Source organism: Stenotrophomonas sp. 14P6.2.3, from assembly GCF_057799055.1.
Genome location: NZ_JBYOLA010000015.1, coordinates 24512 through 41982 on the forward strand (window position 1 = coordinate 24512; position 17471 = coordinate 41982).

Genomic DNA, 17471 nt, shown 5'->3' on the forward strand with positions numbered 1-17471 from the left:
GCTTATCACGCACAATCAGGGCATGCACCCGATCCGCACTTCCCTGATGCTCTCGGCCTGCCTGCTGCTGGCCGCCTGCGCCTCCACGCCGCAGGAAATCCGCAACCCGCTTGCCACCTGGGTGCCGTCGCCGAACCAGAACGCGCGCACGCCGGTGATCATCGTCATCCACCACACCGAGCAGAAATCGGTGCAGCAGAGCCTGCACACGCTGCGTACCGCCAACAGTGGCGGGCGGGTCAGCGCGCACTATCTGATCGGCGCCGATGGCCATCGCTACCAGCTGGTGGCCGATGAGCGCCGCGCCTGGCACGCCGGCTCCGGGCGCTGGGGCACCATCACCGACCTCAACTCCGCGTCCATCGGCATCGAGCTGGACAATGACGGCCGTACGCCCTTCAGCCCCGCGCAGATCGAATCACTGATCGTGCTGCTGCGCGATCTCACTGAACGGCTGAACATCCCACCGCGGCAGGTGATCGGCCACGCCGACCTGGCGCCGACGCGCAAGGAAGATCCCAGTCGCTTCTTCCCGTGGCAGCAGCTGGCTGAAGCTGGTTTCGGCGTGTGGCCGCGCGCTGCCGACGGTGCTGCGCCGGAAGGCTTCGATGCATGGGCTGCGTTGGGGCGCTTCGGCTATCCACTCGACAACCGCGAAGCAGCGGTACGGGCGTTCCACCGCCGTTTCCGGGGTAGCGACACCCTGCCGAAAACACTCGACGCCGAAGACGCGCGCATCCTGCATTCGCTGTTGCTGCAGACGCCCTGAAAGCGGATCAGGTTCACCGAATCGAACGCTCACCCTGCGTTTTGCAAGCTGTCCGATTCAAACTGGATAGGTAAACCCCTAATGTCGCTCGGCCTTACCGGCGAGCAATATTCAATGACCTACACCAGAATCCAGGTGCTGCTGCACTGGTTCTCAGCCATCATCATTCTGTGGGCAACCCTCAGTGGCTTCTACGTGGCGTTGTTCGATGTCGCGGACGCTACCCGGCATGCCATCGGCTTCCTCAACGTCTCGCTGACCTTTACGCTGATTCCGTTCTTCGCCCTTCGCGTGCTGCTGGCAGTGCTGCGGGCAAGTGCAGTGCAACCGACGAGTACGGAGGGGTGGGCTGCCCGCCTTGCACACTTCGCGATCTATCTGACCACGATCGTGGTGCTGATAACCGGCGTGCTGATGATGGACAGGGACATCAACGTCTTCAACGTGCTGACCCTTCCACCGCCGCTCATCGACGTTCAGCTGACGTCGGCGTTCAACGCTGCCCACAAATACGCCTGCATGGTGCTTGCCGGCCTGCTTGTCCTGCACATCGCTGCGGTGATCAAGCACCATGCCTCGGGCAATCCGGTCCTGAAGCGGATGCGCTGGTAGCCGTCGGAATGCAAGCTCGCCGCAGCGCCCCGCATCCGTCGTCGCAGCTCCCTGAGGGGGCGGGCCGCAGGCTCAGTCCAGATTGAGTTCAGTGCGCAGTGCCGCGACATGCGCGCGGCCCACGGGCAGCTCCGTACCGTCGCTGAGTACGACCCAGTAACGACTGCCTGATGCGGCATGCAGGCTGCGGACATGCCGCAGGTTGACGACATGGGAGCGGTGGCAACGCACGAACTCCGGCGGCAGTAATGGCCCCAGGCCGGCAAGCGATTTGTCATGCAGTTCGCTACGTCCATCGCGCATGCGCAGCTCACTGTAGTCGCCGTCCGCTCGGATCCACTGCACGTCGGCCAGTTCGACCAGCGTAGTCCCCTGCGCACGCCAGATGCCGAGATAGCGGGCGCAGCCGGGCCGGTAGCGGCTTGCGTCGAGCAGCCGTTTCAGCGCCTGGGCGAGGCGCTCGCGTGAGAAGGGCTTGGGCACGAAGTCGAGCACGCCGTGCTCGAACGCCTGCAATGCGCGCTCGCGGTGTGCCGAGACCACCACGCACTGGTAGCGCCCGGCCACCGCACGGCGCAGCAGCTCGAAGCCGTCGTCGCCGCCAAGGTTGAGGTCCAGCAGCAGGCCGTCGTAGACGCTGCGCTGCAAGCGGTCGCCGGCCGCTTCCAGATCGGCCACCGCATCGAAGCGCGCGCGTGCACCGGCCAACTCGCTGCACATGCGCAGCAGGCGCTGTCGCACCAGGGGTTCGTCCTCGACGATCAGGATGCGCATGTCAGCTCGATCCGGCCACACCAGTGGTCACCGTCGATGCCCTGCACGAAGCTCCAGCCGGCGGGGCTGGCCGCCGCCAGGCTGGCCTCGATGTAACGTGTACCCGTGCCACGGCCGCGGTGCGGGGCCGAGCCTCGCGCACTGCGCAGTTCCAGTATCCAGCGCGCGTTGTCGCGCTGCACGTGCAGGCGGAAAGGGTGCAGTGCACAGGCACCAGCGCCGGCATGGGTCAGTGCATTTTCCACCTGTGCATGCAGGATGCCTGGCGGCAGCGAAAGCGCCGCATCTTCGCCATCGACCTCCAGCACCATGCGCCGGTCCAGGGCAAGGCCGACGATATCCAGATGGCTGCGGCACAAGGCCAACTCATCCTGCAGGGGAACGCTCTGGCGGCTGCTGCTGTCGCGCAGGCGATCGAACTGATCCGCCAGCGACTCCACCAGGCGGCTGGCGCGCATCGGCGACTGCTCGATCAGTTCCTGCAGGCAGGTCAGCGTGTTCATCAGCCAGTGCGGCTGGATACCCCGTTGCAACAACTGCAACGAAAGCCGTGCGCGCTCTTCGCGCAGCCAGGCGTTGTGGCGGTCGAGCGCCTGCAACTGGGCAGCGTGGCGCAGCAGAAGGAACACCATCAGCACCGCCAGCAGCAGGAAGTAAGGGCCATCAAGGAAGGCGCCGCGTGCGACCAGCAGCGCCAGCAGGCCCGCAGACAGCAGCGCCAGGATCGGCCATCGGTCTTCCTGGTCGGCGGGCGCGCGCATCAGCACCCACGCCGAGGCGAGCAGGCTCAACAGCAGCACCGCCGCTGAGCGGGTGTCGAAGCCGGGCAGCGCGATGGCCGCTGCCATGATCAGCGCCAGATAGATGAAACAGCCAGCCCTCGGCACGGGAACCTCGAAGCGACGCGCGAGATATGCCGGTAGCAGCACTGCAGCGGCCACATGCAGGGCCAGCAGCGCGACCAGGCGAACACCATGCCAAGGATAGGTGTAGCCCAGCAATGATCGCCACGCCTCGACCGCGGGCAGCGCCAGCCCCACCACACCCAGTGCCAGCAGCAGGCGCGCGCCGGGCGTGCGTGTCTGCCCACGCAGTACCGCCAGGAAATACAGGCATGCGGCTGCCAGCGCACCGGTGGCGAAGGCCGCAATCAGCCATGGCAGGATGATCTGCCCGTACAGCACGGGGGCTGGCGCGATCAGCACCATCGCATCCGCGCCATGCAGGGCGAAACGCTGCTGCTGGCTGGATGCAAGCACCAGCAGTTCATCGGTGGCGTTGCCCGACGGCGGCGGTAGCACGCGCACGACGTCTACGCGCCCCGGCTTCTCTTCTTCCGGCGTGCGACCAACAGCGCCATTGCTGATCCATGGCATCCCGTTCCAGTACAGCTGGCTGGCAGCGCGCAACGACAGCCTCACTGTACGTCCATGATCGTCACCGCTTTCCGGCGCTGGCACCTGCCAGCGCAGCCAGTACGGGCCACGCCACTCCGCCAGCTGCTGCTGGTCCAGCGGCCGCCAAGCCAGGTGCTGCGGTGGGTGCGTTGGCAGACCGCCGGATACCCCGACATTCGCAGGTGCCATCTGTGCTCCCTGCACAACCCTCATTTCCGGTGGCGGCGTCGACACGATCAGCCACGCAGCCACGGCCGCAAGCAGTACAGCAAGGACAGCCAGGGTTCGTGGGATCTGCATGGCGGCCATCGTATCGGTTGCGTGGAGACATTGGACCGGCGTCTGGAGACGTTCGGCAGATGGACGCGTCCGCAGCGCTCCGCGGGAGCAGATGCTGGCGGCGCACATCCTTCCATCGGAGCCCAACATGACCCGCAGCGCCTCTACGTCTTCCGGCAGTTTCCAGGTTCGTCGCCCCGTCGTGGCCGTCGCCCTCGCCGCGCTCTGCCTGGCCCTCGCCGCCGCCATTCCCGCGCAGGCCGGTCCGGCGGCGCTGGCCTTCGAGCCCTACACGCTGCAGACCAAGGGCCATGGCGATATTGCTGCCGAGATCGCCACGCTGGAGGTGCCGCGACGGCACAGCGAGCCGGACGGTCCGCGCCTGCACCTGAAGGTGGTGCGCCTGCGCGCAACGGCCGGCAATGGTCGCGCCGCACCGGTGGTCTACCTGGCCGGTGGTCCGGGTGGTTCTGGTATCGATACCGCGCGCGGTCCGCGCTGGCCGGTGTTCGACCAGGTGCGGCGCGAAACCGACGTGCTGCTGCTCGACCAGCGCGGTGCTGGCCAGTCCGAGCCGCCGCCGGAATGTCCGCATGAAACACATTTCGACGACGCCCAACCGCTGCAGCGCGATACGGCCCTGGCCGCAGTGCGGGCCACGGCGGCGAAGTGTGTAGCGTTCTGGCGTCAGGCCGGTGTCGATCTCGGCGCTTACACCACGGCAGAGAGTGCCGGTGACCTCGACGACCTGCGGCGCGCGCTTGACGTACCGAAGATCAGCCTGTGGGGCATGAGCTATGGCACCCATCTGGCCCTGGCCACGGTGCGCCTGCACGGTGCCGGTCTTGAGCGCGTGGTGCTGATGGGATCCGAAGGTCCCGACGACACGCTGAAGCTGCCGCTGAGCAGCGATGTGCTGCTGCAGGAGCTGGCGGTGCTTGCCCGCAAGGACGGCTTCGATGACCTCGCCGGATCGACCACCCGCGTGCTGCAGGCGCTGCGCGAGCAGCCGCGGCAGGGCCGCAGCCACATGCATGAGGGCCGCCAGGTCAGCATCGGCCTGTACGACGCGCAGATCGTCATCGCCAACATGCTCGGGCAACGCATCACCCAGCAGTGGCTGCCGTTGGTGCTGCGCGAGGCCGAGACGGGCAACTACGACCCGCTGGCCGACCTGGTGCTGATCGGGCGCGCCCAGTTCGCGCAGTTCCCGGCCATGGGCCTGGCGATGGACGTCGCCTCCGGACAGAGCCCGCAGCGCCGGGCGCTGGCCGAAGCACAGGCACGCCAGAGCCTGTTCGGCGACGGGCTGAACTTCCCGTTCCCGGCCATCGGCGATGGCCTCGGCCTGGCCGATCTGGGTGAAGGCTTCCGCGGCCCGCTGCACAGTGAAGTGCCGGTGTTGTTCATCAGCGGCACGCTGGATGGGCGTACGCCCCCGGCCAATGCCGAGGCACTGCGGCCGGGCTTCAGCAACGGCCACTCGCTGCTGGTGCGCAACGCAAGCCATCACAACGAGTTGTGGACAGGCAACCCGGCCATCGCCCGCAGCATTGTCGACTTCCTCGCCGGTCGCGTCGTGCGCGATACCGTGCTGGACGTGCCGCCGCCGGTGTTCGCCACCCGCAGCAGTGAGCTGCTGGGCGGCAAGCGATAAGGCCCGTCGTGTGGTGCAGGATGCGATCCCGGTCCTGCGCCACGCCCGATTGCACTACATTGGGGCAATGACTGACCTCATCGCCCCCTTCAACCGCACGTGCTGGAGCCTTCTTGCGCTTGCCGTGCTTGCTGGCTGTTCCACCACCGGCACCCGTCCCGAAGCGCCGGCCGCAGCAACGCCTGCCGCCACCTACGCCAAGGTCGACTGGAACACGTTGCCGGCCGTATCCGATGCCGACCTGCAGGCAGGCTTCGCCGCCTGGCGCAGCAGCTGCACCCGGCTGAAGAACGATGCGACCTGGGCCAAGGCCTGCGCGACCGCCAGCACCGTATCCGACAAGGACGCCAGCGCGATCCGCGCATTCCTGCAGCGCGATCTCGATGTCTATTCCCTGCGCGCCGGTGGCCATCGCGCCGACGGCCTGATCACCGGCTACTACGAGCCCATCTACCCGGGCAGCCTCACCCGCACCGACAAGGCCACGGTGCCGGTCTATGGCACACCCGATGATCTGGTGGTGGTGCAGTTGGAGAGTCTCTACCCCGAATTGAAGGGCAAGCGCCTGCGCGGTCGCGTGGAGGGCAAAGTGCTCAAGCCATACGACGATGCCGGCAGCATCGCCAGCAAGGGGGCCAAGGCGCCGGTGCTGGCCTGGCTGACCGATCCGATGGACCTGCAGCTGCTGCAGATCCAGGGCTCGGGCCGCGTGCGTCTGGCTGATGGCAAACAGGTGCGGCTGGCCTATGCCGAGCAGAACGGGCATCCCTATCGCGCGATCGGCCGCTGGCTGGTGGAGCAGGGCGAGCTGAAGAAGGAAGACGTCACCATGGACGCGATCCGCGCGTGGGCGAAGGCGCATCCGGCGCGCGTACCGGAACTGCTGCGCAGCAATCCCAGCTACGTGTTCTTCGTGCGCAGCGCGGACAGCCCGGAAGGTCCGCGTGGTTCATTGAACGTGCCGCTGACCGCCGGCTACAGCGTGGCGGTGGACCGCACCGTGGTGCCGCTGGGCAGCCTGCTGTGGCTGTCGACCACGCGCCCCGACGGTACGCCGGTGGTACGCCCGGTGGCCGCGCAGGATACCGGTGGTGCCATTGCCGGTGAGGTACGCGCCGACCTGTACTGGGGCAGTGGCGATGCCGCCGGCAAGCTGGCCGGCGACATGAAGCAGAAGGGCAATATCTGGATGTTGTGGCCGAAGGGCGTGGCGCTGCCGCAGTAGGTCAGCAGGGGTCAGATCCCCTTCCGCAGGAAAGGGATCTGACCCCATATGCCTGATAATGGCGCCCTTCCGATCTCTCCGGCCGCACCTGCGGCCAGGACAAATGCAATGAAATACGCAAAGAACAACGCAAAATCCAACACGAAGAAGTACTACAAGCACTGGGCCGAGTCGGGCCTGGGCAAGGGCAACGTGCTGATGGAAGCCCGTGGCGAGAAGATCGTGCGCCAGGTCGAAATCTACGGCACCAAGATGGTCTGGGCCGATGAGCATGCCCACAGCGATGATCGTTTCCTGCTGGCTGACCAGCCGGTGTCGTTCATGGATTTCGATGAAGACGACGAGATCAGCGCACGCGAGTTTGAGATTGCCTGGAAGAAGGCCCGGGAAGCCACCGGCTACCCCGTTTAAGGTCGAGGGGCCTGCAATCATCGGATGGCTGGCGGAATCGAAATGTTATAAAGTTTCATTTCTCGCCTTCCGCCCGACTCCCGATGAAGACTCCCACGCTGGTGGCCGCGCTCGCGGCCGCCCCGTTCGCCCCTGAAGCATTCGCCCAGTCCGCCGACGCCGCGCTCACCCTGGGCAAGGTCGATGTGCATCAGCACAGCGAGGGTCAGCTGAGCGCGCACCAGGTGCTGACTTCGGTGGACGTGCTGGGCGCGGACCAGATCGAAAGCCGCAACGTGTCGCACAGCTGGGAACTGCTTGGGCAGATGCCCGGCATCCAGCTGACCGAAACCCGGCAGGGCGCCGAGTCGGGCAAGGTCAGCTTCCGCGCCTTCAACGGCGAGGGCTACCTCAATGCCATCAAGACGCTGATCGACGGCATCCCCAGCAACGTCAACAGCGGCAACCAGCGCTTCATCGACATGCTGTTTCCGCTGGAAATCAGCTATATCGAAGTGGTGCGCGGTACCAACGACCCGCGCTACGGCCTGCACAACATCGGTGGCAACGTGAACTTCGGCACGCGCCAGGGCGGCACCTACACCGACGCGCGCCTGGCCTACGGCAGCTACAACACCCGCGACGCGCAGTTGGCGGTGGGCCGCGAAGCCAACGGCTTCGCGCAGAACTACTTCGTCGGCACCCAGGCCAGCGACGGCTACCGCGATCACGACAGCTCGAAGAAGTACTCGCTGGGCGGCAAGTGGTTCTTCGGTTCGCTGGAGGACGGGCTGCGCATCGGCCTGACCGCGCGCGCCTACCACCACGAGGCCGACGAGCCTGGTTTCATGACCGCGGAAGAGCTGCATGTGGGCCGTCGCCGCAGCGACCTGCGCAATGCCAATGACGGCGATGACCGCGACATGCGCCAGTTCGCCGCGCACCTGGACATGAAGCTCAGCGACGCGGTCACCTTCGGCACGCGGCTGTACTACAACCGCTATGAAGACGACCGCCGGGTGACCTTCAGCGACCTGCCCACCGGTAATCTGCCGCGCCAGCGCCGTGTGTGGGACGAGCGCCAAGCCGGCATGCTCGGGACGTTGACCTGGCAGGCCAGCCCCACGCTTACCGTGGAAGGCGGGGTTAACTACGAACAGCAGGACAACGGCTACATCCGTGAGCGCTACGCCTACGCCGAACCCACCGATTTCAGCCGTCCGCCGGCACGCGTGCAGAACAACGACCGCCACAGCTTCGACAACTGGGGCGCTTACGTGCAGGCGATCTACCAGCCAGCCGACGCATGGAAGATCGTGCCGGCCTACCGTGTGGACCGTTTCAGCGGCCACACCCGGTTGATGAATGGCACCACCGGCCGCCTGCAGGATCACGGCAGCATCGGCCAGCCCAAGCTGAGCGTCATCCACAGCCTGGGTGAGCACACTCACGTCTACGCCAACTGGGGGCGCACGTTCCAGGTGCTGACCGGTTCCACCGCGCCGGCCTACCTCACCCCGGGGCAGGCACCGATGCAGCCCTCCACCAACACCGGCATGGAGCTGGGCCTGAAATTCCAGCCCTTTGCCGGCAGCCAGGCACGCCTGGCGGTATGGCAGCAGGATGCGGAAAACGAAGTGTCCAACATGCCGGCCACCGGCACCACGGTCACGCTGGGCAAGACCCGCCGCCGCGGTGTGGATGCGCAGATCAGCGCGCAGCTGGGAGACGCGTGGACCCTGTGGGCTTCGCATGCCTACCAGGAAGCGAAGATCACCCGCGACGACCGCGCGCCCGGCGTGTCCCTGCAGGGACGCGAAGTCGCGGCCACGCCGCGCCACATCAGCAACCTCGGTCTGGACTACCAGGCCAGCGATGCCCTGCAGCTGGGCCTGCAGGCGCGTGCGCAGGGTGATTACTACCTGGAAGAGCGCAACGTCACGGGCAAGTTCGGCGGCTTCGCCGTGCTCGACCTCAGCGCCAGGTACCAGATCACCCCGGCCTGGAGCGTGGACCTGCAGCTGAAGAACGTCACCGGCCGTGAGTACGCCTACGCCTGGTACGACAGCTTCTTCTGGGACAGCGCCCGGCCGATGTTCTCGCCCGCCCCGGGCCGCGCGGTCTTCGTTGGGCTCAACATGAAGCTGTAATCCGCAACGCCGGTGCAAGGGGTCGGATCCCTTTCTTCAAAGAAAGGGCTCTGACCCCGGAACAACCTCACGTCGCTGCTTTGCTCGTCACCGCATCGAAATCGGCCTGCAGGCCGATCCAGAACATGTCGGACACACCGAAGTGGCGGGACAGGCGCAGCCCGGTGGCCGCCGTCACGGCGCGATGGCCAGTGACGATCTCGCCGATCCGGCGCTGCGACACGCCGATCGCCTTGGCCAGGCGGTGCTGGGTGATGCCCAGCGGCTCCAGGAATTCGTGGAGCAGGATCTCGCCGGGAGTGGGGTAGGGAACGGTTCGCATGGGAGGGCTGCTCGAAAACTGATGCAGAGGGCAGTGTGTCGACGGCGTGTTGCTGTGGGAATCGGGTAATCCGACCACGCTCGACGCATTCGGCTTGATGGGGTCAGAGCCCTTTCCTTGTGGAAAGGGATCCGACCCCGGACCCCGTGCCCCGGTTTTTGCACTACATTGGTGCAATGTCCGACCCCGCGCCCCCGCCGTCCCTCGATGCCCTCGGCACGCCGCTGGCCTGGGCCGGGCCCGATGGCCGCATCGCCGGCTGCAACCCGGCTTTCGCGCGCTGGCTGGGCGTCAGCGGCCGGCGCCTGCTCGGCCAGCCGTTGGCCGCGCTGGAAGTGCAGGGTGAGGCGTTGGCCCATTTCCTGGCCCGCGACGAGCGCGACAGCCTGCGCCTGAACCGGCTGGCGCTGGCCTTGCCCGGTGAGGGCGCGCGCTTTGCCGAAGGCTGGATGAGCCGCCGCGACGATGGCGGCTGGCTGCTGGAGGCGCATCCGGTCGATGAGTTTCCCGGACTCGACCCGACCCAGGCCCTGCCCAGCGCGCTCAGTGCGGCGCTGAAGGGCCTGGCGCATGAACTGCGCAATCCTCTGGCCGGGTTGAAGGGCGCCGCGCAGCTGCTGGCCCGCCGCGCGGTGCAGCGCGATGCCAGCGAACGCGAGCTGATCGATCTGATCGGCTCGGAGATCGAGCGGCTCAATGGCCTGCTGGAGCAGTTGCTGTCACCGGCGCCGGCCGCACCGCATGCGGCGCTGAACATCCACGCCGCGTTGGAGCGCGTGCTGCGCCTGGCCGAGAACGAGGCCGGCTGGGCGGTGCGCCTGCAGCGCGACTACGACCCCAGCATCCCCGAATTCGACGGCGACGCCGACCGCCTCACCCAGGCGGTATGGAACCTGGTGCGCAATGCCATCCAGGCCGGCGCCGGCAACATCACCCTGCGCACCCGCGTTGAACACGGGGTGCGCATTGCCGAACAACTGCACACCCTGGCATTGCGCCTGGAAATCGCCGATGACGGCCGTGGCGTACCCGAAGAGCTGGCCGAACACCTGTTCCTGCCGTTGGTCAGTGGTCGCGCCGAAGGCACCGGCCTGGGCCTGGCGCTGGCCCAGCAGGTCGCGCGCGAGCATCGCGGCACGCTGACCTATCGGTCGCGCCCGGGCCATACCGTCTTCACCCTGCTGCTGCCGATCGGCAACGGCACTGCCACCGCCGAGGAGGCCCCGCGCGATGTCTGAGTCTTCCTCGTCCGCGCCGTGCATCTGGGTCGTCGACGATGACCGCGCCGTGCGCTTCGTACTGTGCACCGCGCTGCGCGAGGCCGGCTACCAGGTGGTCGACTTCGACAGCGCCGCACCCGCATTGAAAGCGCTGGCCGAAAGCCCGCCGCCTGCGCTGCTGTTCACCGACGTACGCATGCCCGGCGACGATGGCCTGGTGCTCCTGGACAAGCTGAAGGCCGCGCTGCCGCAGTTGCCGGTGGTGGTGATGTCGGCCTACACCGATGTCGCCAGTACCGCCGGTGCGTTCCGCGGCGGTGCGCACGAGTTCCTGTCCAAACCGTTCGACCTGGACGATGCGGTGGCGCTGGCCCAGCGCGTGCTGCCTGCAGTGGCGCCGGCCATGGCCGCGCCCACTCCTGCCGCAGACGCACCCAGCGACCAGCCGCCGCAGCTGGTGGGCGACACGCCACCGATGCGCGCGCTGTTCCGCGCCATCGGCCGCCTCGCGCAGGCGCCGCTGGCGGTGCTGATCATCGGCGAGACCGGCACCGGCAAGGAACTGGTGGCCAATGCGCTGCACCGCGAATCACCACGTGCGCAGCATCCGTTCGTCGCACTGAACACCGCCGCGATTCCCGCCGAACTGCTGGAAAGCGAGCTGTTCGGCCACGAAGCGGGTGCGTTCACCGGCGCGCAGCGGCGCCACATCGGCCGCTTCGAGCAGGCCAACGGCGGCACCCTGTTCCTCGATGAAATCGGCGACATGCCGTTGCCGCTGCAGACGCGCCTGTTGCGTGTGCTCGCGCAGGGCGAATTCTTCCGCGTGGGTGGACGCGAACTGATCCGCGTCGATGTACGCGTGGTCGCCGCCACCCATCAGGATCTGGAAGGCCTGGTCGCGCAGGGAAAATTCCGTGCCGACCTGCTGCATCGCCTCGACGTGGTGCGTCTGCAGCTGCCGCCGCTGCGCGAGCGCCGCGAGGACATCGCGCAGCTGGCCACCACCTTCCTGGCCGCGGCCGCACGCAAGCTCGATACGCCGCCCAAGCGCTTGACCGCAGCCGCATTGCAGGCGCTGCGCGAGCACGACTGGCCGGGCAACGTCCGCGAACTGGAAAACGTGTGCTGGCGCATGGCTGCACTGGCTGCTGCAGACACGATTGGCGTGGCCGATGTCGATACCGCGCTCAACCGCACCCGCAGCCGGCGCAGCAGCACGGCCGCTGGTGATCCGGGCCAATGGGAAGCGCTGCTGTCCGAATGGGCACGCCGGCAGCTGGCCGAAGGCACCGAGGGCCTGCACGCACAGGTACGCGAACGGGTCGACCACGCCCTGCTGGAGGCCGCGCTGCAGATCACCCACGGCCGTCGCGCCGAAGCCGCCGCGCGTCTGGGCCTCGGCCGCAATACGCTTACCCGCAAGCTGGGCGCCGGTCGCCGCCGCGGTGGCCATTGAACGGTGCCTGCACGCGATCCTCGCACCCGCTTGCCGAACTGTTGATCCTCCATGGACGATGCCGTCCGTAGTGTTACCTGCAAGGAGTCCTCGATGCGTTTGTCCTTCGCCCTTCTGCCCTTGTCCGCCGCCGTGCTCCTGTCCGCTTGTGGCAGCGCGCCGAAGAAGCCGCAGCCCACACCGCCTCCGGCAACGGTGGTCAGCACCGCCAAGCAGGCCGAAGCCAACCTGGCGCCTGCCTCGGCCAGCATCGTCAGTGGCCGCCTGGCGTTGATGGTGGAACCGGGCGGCGTGCACCTCACCGGTCTGGTGGGAGGCCTGCAGCCGATGCAGCAGGCCGGTTTCCACATCCACGAGCGCGGCGACTGCAGCGCGGTGGATGCCAGCAGCGCCGGCAACCACTTCAATCCTGCCGGTGTCGCGCACGGTCGTGCCGGCAGCGGCAAGCACCACCTGGGCGACATCGACAACCTGCAGGCCGATGCGCAGGGTCGTGCCAACATCGATGTGCATCTGAAGGGCGTTACTCTGGGTGGAGGCGCCGCCACGGATATCGCCGGACGTGCACTGGTGGTGCATGCCAAGGCCGACGACTATCGCAGCCAGCCCGCCGGCAATGCCGGCGTCCGCATCGCCTGCGGCGTGATCCGGGTAACCCGCTGATCACGCCCCCGGCATTTTCCAAGGAGAGTTTCCATGCGTCTGATCCACACTTCGCTGTTCGCCGCCATCGCTGCACTGGGCCTGGCCGCCTGCAACCAGCAACCGGCCGCACCGGCCGCCGAAGCCCCGGCCACCACCCCGGCCGAAGGTTCGGCAGCACCGGCCGATCCGGCCACTGCACCGGCTACCGCAGCGGCCCCGGCAGCCAATACCTCGGCCACTGCCGAGCTGGCACCGACCCAGGGCAATGAAACCAAGGGTTCGATCACCTTCAAGCTGGTCGACGGCAAGGTTCACGCGTCCGGCCAGATCACCGGCCTGAAGCCGGGCAGCGAGCACGGCTTCCACATCCACGAGAAGGGTGACTGCAGCGCGCCGGACGGCATGAGCGCCGGCGGCCACTTCAACCCGGGCAAGCAGGACCACGGCAACGTGGCCACCGACCCGCACCACGGTGGCGACATGCCCAACATCAAGGCCGACGACAAGGGCGTAGCCACCATCGACAGCCCGGTGTCGAGCAACGTCAACATCGGCAAGGGTGATGATTTCGACATCATCGGCCGCGGTCTGATCGTCCACGCCGACGCGGACGACTACAAGACCCAGCCGACCGGCAACGCCGGTGCGCGACTGGCGTGCGCGGTGATCAGCAAGGCCCCGTAAGAAATGAAAAAACGCCGGCGCAAGCCGGCGTTTTTCTTTGCACTGCTTCCTGTAGAGCCGAGCCCACGCTCGGCTGCTCTTCCGGGGCCCTGAGCCGAACATGGGCTCTGCTCTACAACACGTCGCGGCCACCGTTTCCTATCAGCGCGCCAGCAGTTCGCGCGCGTCCTGCCCAGCTTCGCAATGCACGAACAGCACCGGCACACCGTGCGCTTCCAGCACTGCGGCCATCTGCCGCTGGCGCATCAGGAACTGCTCGTAGATGCCCTGCAGGCGTTCGCAGTCACCCTTGCCGTGGTTGTAATGCGCGCACCAGCCGGCCGGATCGAACAGCGCCATGCGCGCTTCACCCTGCGTATAGCGCAGCAACGGCTCGGGCGCGTCACTCAGCCACTCGTCCTGGCCCGGAGCCATGATCGCGGTTTCAATCAGCGGCCACAGCGCGGCCAGACCCTGGTTGTCGTACTGCATCGACATCATCGCGGCCAGGTCGTTCACGGTGAAATAGCGTGCGTGCTCGACGCGTGCACCGAACGTGTTCTGTGCCATCAGCGCGGTGTCGGCATGGGCCATGCCATTGGCCAGCAGCACCTCTTCCAGTGCATCGGCCACGGCCGCCGTGGTTGCCACGTCACTGCCGGTCAGCAGGAACGGCACCACCCGCAGGCCACCGCCTACCAGGGTGGCGTCGGCCTGGAATGGCAGCGGTACATCACCGCTGGCATCGGCGCCGAAGGCCAGCACGCGCGGGCCCTGGTTGCGGCCGGGCGCGCGCATCTGCAGTTCTTCCAGGCGGCGATGGATCGGCCAGCCCGGGCGAAGCACTTCGGCCGGATCGAAATGGGCGGCGGCGAACACCAGGTCCAGCTCGGCCACCTGTGGCACCAGCTTGGACAGGTCGCGGCCGACGCGTTCGGCCAGTTCACCGGCCTGTTCAGCGCTGAGCACCGCCTGGCGGGGGATTTCGCCGCCGGCCAGTTCCAGGGCCAGCACGCCAAGGGCATTCATCGCAGGGTCGGGTTTGCTCATGGTTCCACGGTTGGCCCATCACAGGGCGGCAGCTACACTTGGCCCCATTATGCCTGCTCTGTCGTGCAGGCCATGTTGCAGACACCCTCATCCATGCCAGGTATCTCCATGCCCAACGCTCGTCCCGTCGCCATCCTCGGTGGCGTCCGCATTCCGTTCTGCCGCCAGAACACCGCGTATTCGGATGTCGGCAACCTCGGCATGTCGGTGCGCACGCTGGGAGCGCTGGTCGAGCGCTTCGGCCTGCACGGCCAGCAGCTGGGTGAAGTGGCGATGGGTGCGGTCATCAAGCACTCCAGCGACTGGAACCTGGGCCGCGAAGCCACGCTGTCTTCGGGTCTGTCGCCGTTGACCCCCGGCATCACCCTGCAGCGTGCCTGCGGCACCTCGCTGGACAGCATCATCACCGTTGCCAACAAGATCGCCCTGGGCCAGATCGAGTCCGGCATCGGCGGCGGTTCGGACACCACCTCCGACGTGCCGATCGTGTACGGCAAGAAGCTGCGCGCACGTCTGCTGGCCGCCAACCGAGCCAAGACCACCGGCGACAAGATCCGCGCGCTGACCTCCGGCTTCAAGTTCGCCGAGCTCAAGCCGGAGTTCCCGGGCGTGGCCGAGCCGCGTACCGGCAAGAGCATGGGCGACCACTGCGAGGACATGGCCAAGGAGTGGAACATCTCGCGTGACTCGCAGGACGAGTGGGCGGTGTCCTCGCACAAGAAGCTGGCTGCCGCCTATGAGCGTGGCTTCTTCAACGACCTGATCGCACCGTTCCGCGGCGTCGAGCGCGACAACATCCTGCGCGCCGACACCTCGCTGGAAAAGCTGGCGACGCTGAAGCCGGCATTCGACAAGGTGTCCGGCCGCGGCACCCTGACTGCTGCCAATTCCACCCCGCTGACCGACGGCGCCGCCGCCGTGCTGCTGGCCAGCGAAGAGTGGGCGCGGGCGCATGGCCACGAGCCGCAGGCATACCTGCGCGATGCACACGTGTCGGCCGTCGATTTCGTGCACGGCGAAGGCCTGTTGATGGCACCGACCGTGGCCGTGCCGGAGATGCTCAAGCGCAACGGCCTGACCCTGCAGGACTTCGACATCTACGAGATCCACGAAGCCTTCGCCGCACAGGTGCTGTGCACCCTGCGTGCTTGGGAGAGCGAGGATTACTGCCGCAACCGCCTGGGCCTGGATGCGCCGATGGGGCGTATCGACCCGGACAAGATCAACCTGCTGGGTTCGTCGCTGGCCACCGGTCACCCGTTCGCCGCCACCGGTGCACGCGTGATCGCCACGGCGGCCAAGCAGCTGGCCGAGCGCGGCGGTGGCCGTGCGCTGGTGTCGATCTGCACCGCCGGCGGCATGGGCGTGGTGGCGATCGTCGAACGTTGATGCGACTGCTCTGGTAGATGCCAAGCTCGCTTGGCACTGCTCGATGAGCATCCACGCATGGCGTGGATCTACACACAAGAACGCCGCCCGATGGGCGGCGTTCTTGTTATCCCGATGCGGCCATACGCCAACCAAGGTTGGCGTCTACCGAAGCGGGCTACGGCAACCGCGGGTTGCCGAACTCGTCGCGCTCTTCGTTGGCGTCATACACCGGCGGCAACGGTGCAATCGACTGCTCTTCGACGGTCGCATGCAGCGGCGTTTCAGTGGCCGCTGCCGATGCCCGTACCAGCGCCACGCTGTCCTCGCCGCGCTGCAGGCGCAGTGCGTTGGTCAGGCACTGCGCGGCCAGCACGTGCTCGCCACGCTGTGCGAAGGCTTCGCCCAGCGCTTCCCATGCAGGGGCGCCGGCACCAGCGGCGATGGCTTCATGCAGGAACGCGTCGGCGGCATCCCATTGCTGCTGCGCCAGCGCGATGCGGCCCTGGGCCAGGCGCAGGGCGGCCGAATCGTCGTGCACGTTGCGCCAGCGCTGCAGGTTGGCCTGGCGTGTAGCCAGACGTTCGGCCGGCAGACGGCCATACAGCGCCACCAGTTCGTCATCCCAGCGATGGTCCAGCGCCTGCTCAAGCGCCAGCAGTGCCGGTTCGTCCCAGTCCAGTGCAACCGCACGGGTGGCGTAGGCGGCAACCACGTCCGGGGTCGGTCGCAGCGCCTTCGGCGTGGCTTCCCATTGCGTAGCCAGTGCGTTGACGTCGCCGGCTTCCAGCAGTGCCTGCGCGGCCAGGCGGGCTTCCAGTTCGCTGCTGGCCTCGGCCGGCAGCACCTTGGTCTGGCGCAGTGCGCCCAGCTGGCCGTAAGCCTCATGCGCGCGGCCAGCACGGGCCAGCGCTTCAGTACGCAGCCACAGACCGCGCGGCGGCAGCGGCTGGATCGCCGCCACATCCAGTGCGTTGATCGCATCCACCGGCAGATCGTTGGCCAGCAGCTGTTCGGCGCGCAGCAGCGCCTGCAACGTCGCATCGCTTTCGCCCAGACGCTGCAGCAGCGCCTCGGCAGCGGGTGCATCGGCGCGGACCTGCGCACTGCGCACGGCATTGGCCAGCGCAACGCCACTCACTTCCGGATCCTTGGCGGCGCCGTCCAGCAGCTTCTCGGCGCGCTGCCACTGGCCATGCTCGTAGGCCAGAAGGCCATCGATCAGGCGTACCCGGCCCTGCTTGCGGCGGTAGCGGCCCCAGGCACGGAACGGTGCGGCGATCAGGCTCCACAGCAGCCACAGCACCAGCACGCCGATCACCGACAGCAGTGCCACCTTCGGCAGGTTGCTGTGGTAGTCGTAGCCGGCGTAGCGCAGGGTCACTTCGCCGTAGCGGTTCAGGTCATCGGTGCCGAGCCATTGCGCGGCAACCACGCCAATCGCCACTGCCAGTAACAGCACGACCAGTGATTGCAGGGGTTTCATAGGGG

The 17471-nt window shown here is 67.3% G+C and carries 16 protein-coding genes; 11 read left to right on the forward strand and 5 right to left on the reverse strand.

Annotated elements, in window-relative coordinates:
• Nucleotides 1–22: 22 nt before the first annotated feature.
• On the forward strand, nucleotides 23–769 hold the full coding sequence (locus AC27VL_RS13150; protein ID WP_100554354.1) for an N-acetylmuramoyl-L-alanine amidase: 747 nt from the start codon (nucleotides 23–25) through the stop codon (nucleotides 767–769).
• Nucleotides 770–850: 81 nt separating this feature from the next.
• Nucleotides 851–1381: a cytochrome b gene (locus AC27VL_RS13155; RefSeq protein ID WP_207764223.1), complete on the forward strand. Its 531-nt coding sequence runs from the start codon at nucleotides 851–853 to the stop codon at nucleotides 1379–1381.
• A 72-nt stretch (nucleotides 1382–1453) separates the two neighbouring features.
• On the opposite strand, the gene AC27VL_RS13160 is transcribed toward AC27VL_RS13155, so the two are convergent.
• Together AC27VL_RS13160 and AC27VL_RS13165 are read right to left on the reverse strand one after the other, a co-directional pair.
• Nucleotides 1454–2155, reverse strand: a complete 702-nt coding sequence (locus tag AC27VL_RS13160; protein WP_100554356.1) for a LytR/AlgR family response regulator transcription factor — start codon at nucleotides 2153–2155, stop codon at nucleotides 1454–1456.
• Complete coding sequence (locus tag AC27VL_RS13165; RefSeq protein WP_488766838.1) at nucleotides 2143–3852, reverse strand: histidine kinase; 1710 nt, start codon at nucleotides 3850–3852, stop codon at nucleotides 2143–2145. The genes AC27VL_RS13160 and AC27VL_RS13165 overlap by 13 nt, the downstream gene beginning before the upstream one ends.
• A 127-nt stretch (nucleotides 3853–3979) precedes the next feature.
• On the opposite strand from AC27VL_RS13165, the gene AC27VL_RS13170 reads away from it, so the two are divergent.
• From AC27VL_RS13170 to AC27VL_RS13185, 4 genes are all read left to right on the forward strand, one after another.
• A complete protein-coding gene (locus tag AC27VL_RS13170) occupies nucleotides 3980–5488 on the forward strand; it encodes an alpha/beta hydrolase (protein WP_488766840.1) in 1509 nt (502 codons plus the stop codon).
• 67 nt (nucleotides 5489–5555) lie between these two features.
• Entirely contained in the window at nucleotides 5556–6713 is a 1158-nt protein-coding gene (mltA, locus tag AC27VL_RS13175) for a murein transglycosylase A (RefSeq protein WP_488766842.1), read from the forward strand.
• A gap of 108 nt (nucleotides 6714–6821) precedes the next feature.
• Nucleotides 6822–7124 (forward strand): hypothetical protein, encoded by a 303-nt coding sequence (locus AC27VL_RS13180; protein ID WP_089241703.1) that lies wholly within the window; start codon nucleotides 6822–6824, stop codon nucleotides 7122–7124.
• An 83-nt stretch (nucleotides 7125–7207) separates the two neighbouring features.
• A complete protein-coding gene (locus tag AC27VL_RS13185) occupies nucleotides 7208–9253 on the forward strand; it encodes a TonB-dependent receptor (RefSeq protein WP_488766844.1) in 2046 nt (681 codons plus the stop codon).
• A 67-nt stretch (nucleotides 9254–9320) separates the two neighbouring features.
• On the opposite strand, the gene AC27VL_RS13190 is transcribed toward AC27VL_RS13185, so the two are convergent.
• Nucleotides 9321–9575 (reverse strand): HigA family addiction module antitoxin, encoded by a 255-nt coding sequence (locus AC27VL_RS13190; protein ID WP_099819523.1) that lies wholly within the window; start codon nucleotides 9573–9575, stop codon nucleotides 9321–9323.
• Between the two features lie 176 nt (nucleotides 9576–9751).
• Here AC27VL_RS13190 and AC27VL_RS13195 point away from each other — a divergent pair, with 176 nt between their 5' ends.
• From AC27VL_RS13195 to AC27VL_RS13210, 4 genes are all read left to right on the forward strand, one after another.
• Nucleotides 9752–10813: a two-component system sensor histidine kinase NtrB gene (locus tag AC27VL_RS13195; RefSeq protein ID WP_488766846.1), complete on the forward strand. Its 1062-nt coding sequence runs from the start codon at nucleotides 9752–9754 to the stop codon at nucleotides 10811–10813.
• Complete coding sequence (gene ntrC, locus AC27VL_RS13200; RefSeq protein ID WP_100554360.1) at nucleotides 10806–12254, forward strand: nitrogen regulation protein NR(I); 1449 nt, start codon at nucleotides 10806–10808, stop codon at nucleotides 12252–12254. Before AC27VL_RS13195 ends, ntrC begins: the two co-directional genes overlap by 8 nt.
• Before the next feature lie 93 nt (nucleotides 12255–12347).
• Complete coding sequence (locus tag AC27VL_RS13205; RefSeq protein ID WP_229980014.1) at nucleotides 12348–12917, forward strand: superoxide dismutase family protein; 570 nt, start codon at nucleotides 12348–12350, stop codon at nucleotides 12915–12917.
• Between the two features lie 33 nt (nucleotides 12918–12950).
• Nucleotides 12951–13583: a superoxide dismutase family protein gene (locus AC27VL_RS13210; protein ID WP_100554362.1), complete on the forward strand. Its 633-nt coding sequence runs from the start codon at nucleotides 12951–12953 to the stop codon at nucleotides 13581–13583.
• Between the two features lie 141 nt (nucleotides 13584–13724).
• On the opposite strand, the gene AC27VL_RS13215 is transcribed toward AC27VL_RS13210, so the two are convergent.
• Nucleotides 13725–14612: a hypothetical protein gene (locus tag AC27VL_RS13215; protein ID WP_100554363.1), complete on the reverse strand. Its 888-nt coding sequence runs from the start codon at nucleotides 14610–14612 to the stop codon at nucleotides 13725–13727.
• Between the two features lie 93 nt (nucleotides 14613–14705).
• Between AC27VL_RS13215 and AC27VL_RS13220 the strand changes: the two genes are divergently transcribed.
• The gene (locus AC27VL_RS13220) at nucleotides 14706–16001 is read left to right on the forward strand and encodes an acetyl-CoA C-acetyltransferase (protein ID WP_100461806.1); all 1296 of its coding nucleotides are present in this window, start codon (nucleotides 14706–14708) and stop codon (nucleotides 15999–16001) included.
• Nucleotides 16002–16158: 157 nt separating this feature from the next.
• Here AC27VL_RS13220 and AC27VL_RS13225 read toward each other — a convergent pair whose 3' ends face one another.
• A complete protein-coding gene (locus AC27VL_RS13225; RefSeq protein ID WP_191078490.1) occupies nucleotides 16159–17466 on the reverse strand; it encodes a heme biosynthesis HemY N-terminal domain-containing protein in 1308 nt (435 codons plus the stop codon).
• Nucleotides 17467–17471: the final 5 nt, after the last annotated feature.

Coding starts and splice junctions, on each gene's coding strand:
- AC27VL_RS13180 (WP_089241703.1), top strand. CDS start 6,822: ATGAAATACGCAAAGAACAACGCAAAATCCAACACGAAGAAGTACTAC.
- AC27VL_RS13165 (WP_488766838.1), bottom strand. CDS start 3,852: ATGCAGATCCCACGAACCCTGGCTGTCCTTGCTGTACTGCTTGCGGCC.
- AC27VL_RS13190 (WP_099819523.1), bottom strand. CDS start 9,575: ATGCGAACCGTTCCCTACCCCACTCCCGGCGAGATCCTGCTCCACGAA.
- AC27VL_RS13155 (WP_207764223.1), top strand. CDS start 851: ATGTCGCTCGGCCTTACCGGCGAGCAATATTCAATGACCTACACCAGA.
- mltA (WP_488766842.1), top strand. CDS start 5,556: ATGACTGACCTCATCGCCCCCTTCAACCGCACGTGCTGGAGCCTTCTT.
- AC27VL_RS13220 (WP_100461806.1), top strand. CDS start 14,706: ATGCCAGGTATCTCCATGCCCAACGCTCGTCCCGTCGCCATCCTCGGT.
- AC27VL_RS13215 (WP_100554363.1), bottom strand. CDS start 14,612: ATGAGCAAACCCGACCCTGCGATGAATGCCCTTGGCGTGCTGGCCCTG.
- AC27VL_RS13160 (WP_100554356.1), bottom strand. CDS start 2,155: ATGCGCATCCTGATCGTCGAGGACGAACCCCTGGTGCGACAGCGCCTG.
- ntrC (WP_100554360.1), top strand. CDS start 10,806: ATGTCTGAGTCTTCCTCGTCCGCGCCGTGCATCTGGGTCGTCGACGAT.
- AC27VL_RS13185 (WP_488766844.1), top strand. CDS start 7,208: ATGAAGACTCCCACGCTGGTGGCCGCGCTCGCGGCCGCCCCGTTCGCC.
- AC27VL_RS13225 (WP_191078490.1), bottom strand. CDS start 17,466: ATGAAACCCCTGCAATCACTGGTCGTGCTGTTACTGGCAGTGGCGATT.
- AC27VL_RS13205 (WP_229980014.1), top strand. CDS start 12,348: ATGCGTTTGTCCTTCGCCCTTCTGCCCTTGTCCGCCGCCGTGCTCCTG.
- AC27VL_RS13195 (WP_488766846.1), top strand. CDS start 9,752: ATGTCCGACCCCGCGCCCCCGCCGTCCCTCGATGCCCTCGGCACGCCG.
- AC27VL_RS13150 (WP_100554354.1), top strand. CDS start 23: ATGCACCCGATCCGCACTTCCCTGATGCTCTCGGCCTGCCTGCTGCTG.
- AC27VL_RS13170 (WP_488766840.1), top strand. CDS start 3,980: ATGACCCGCAGCGCCTCTACGTCTTCCGGCAGTTTCCAGGTTCGTCGC.
- AC27VL_RS13210 (WP_100554362.1), top strand. CDS start 12,951: ATGCGTCTGATCCACACTTCGCTGTTCGCCGCCATCGCTGCACTGGGC.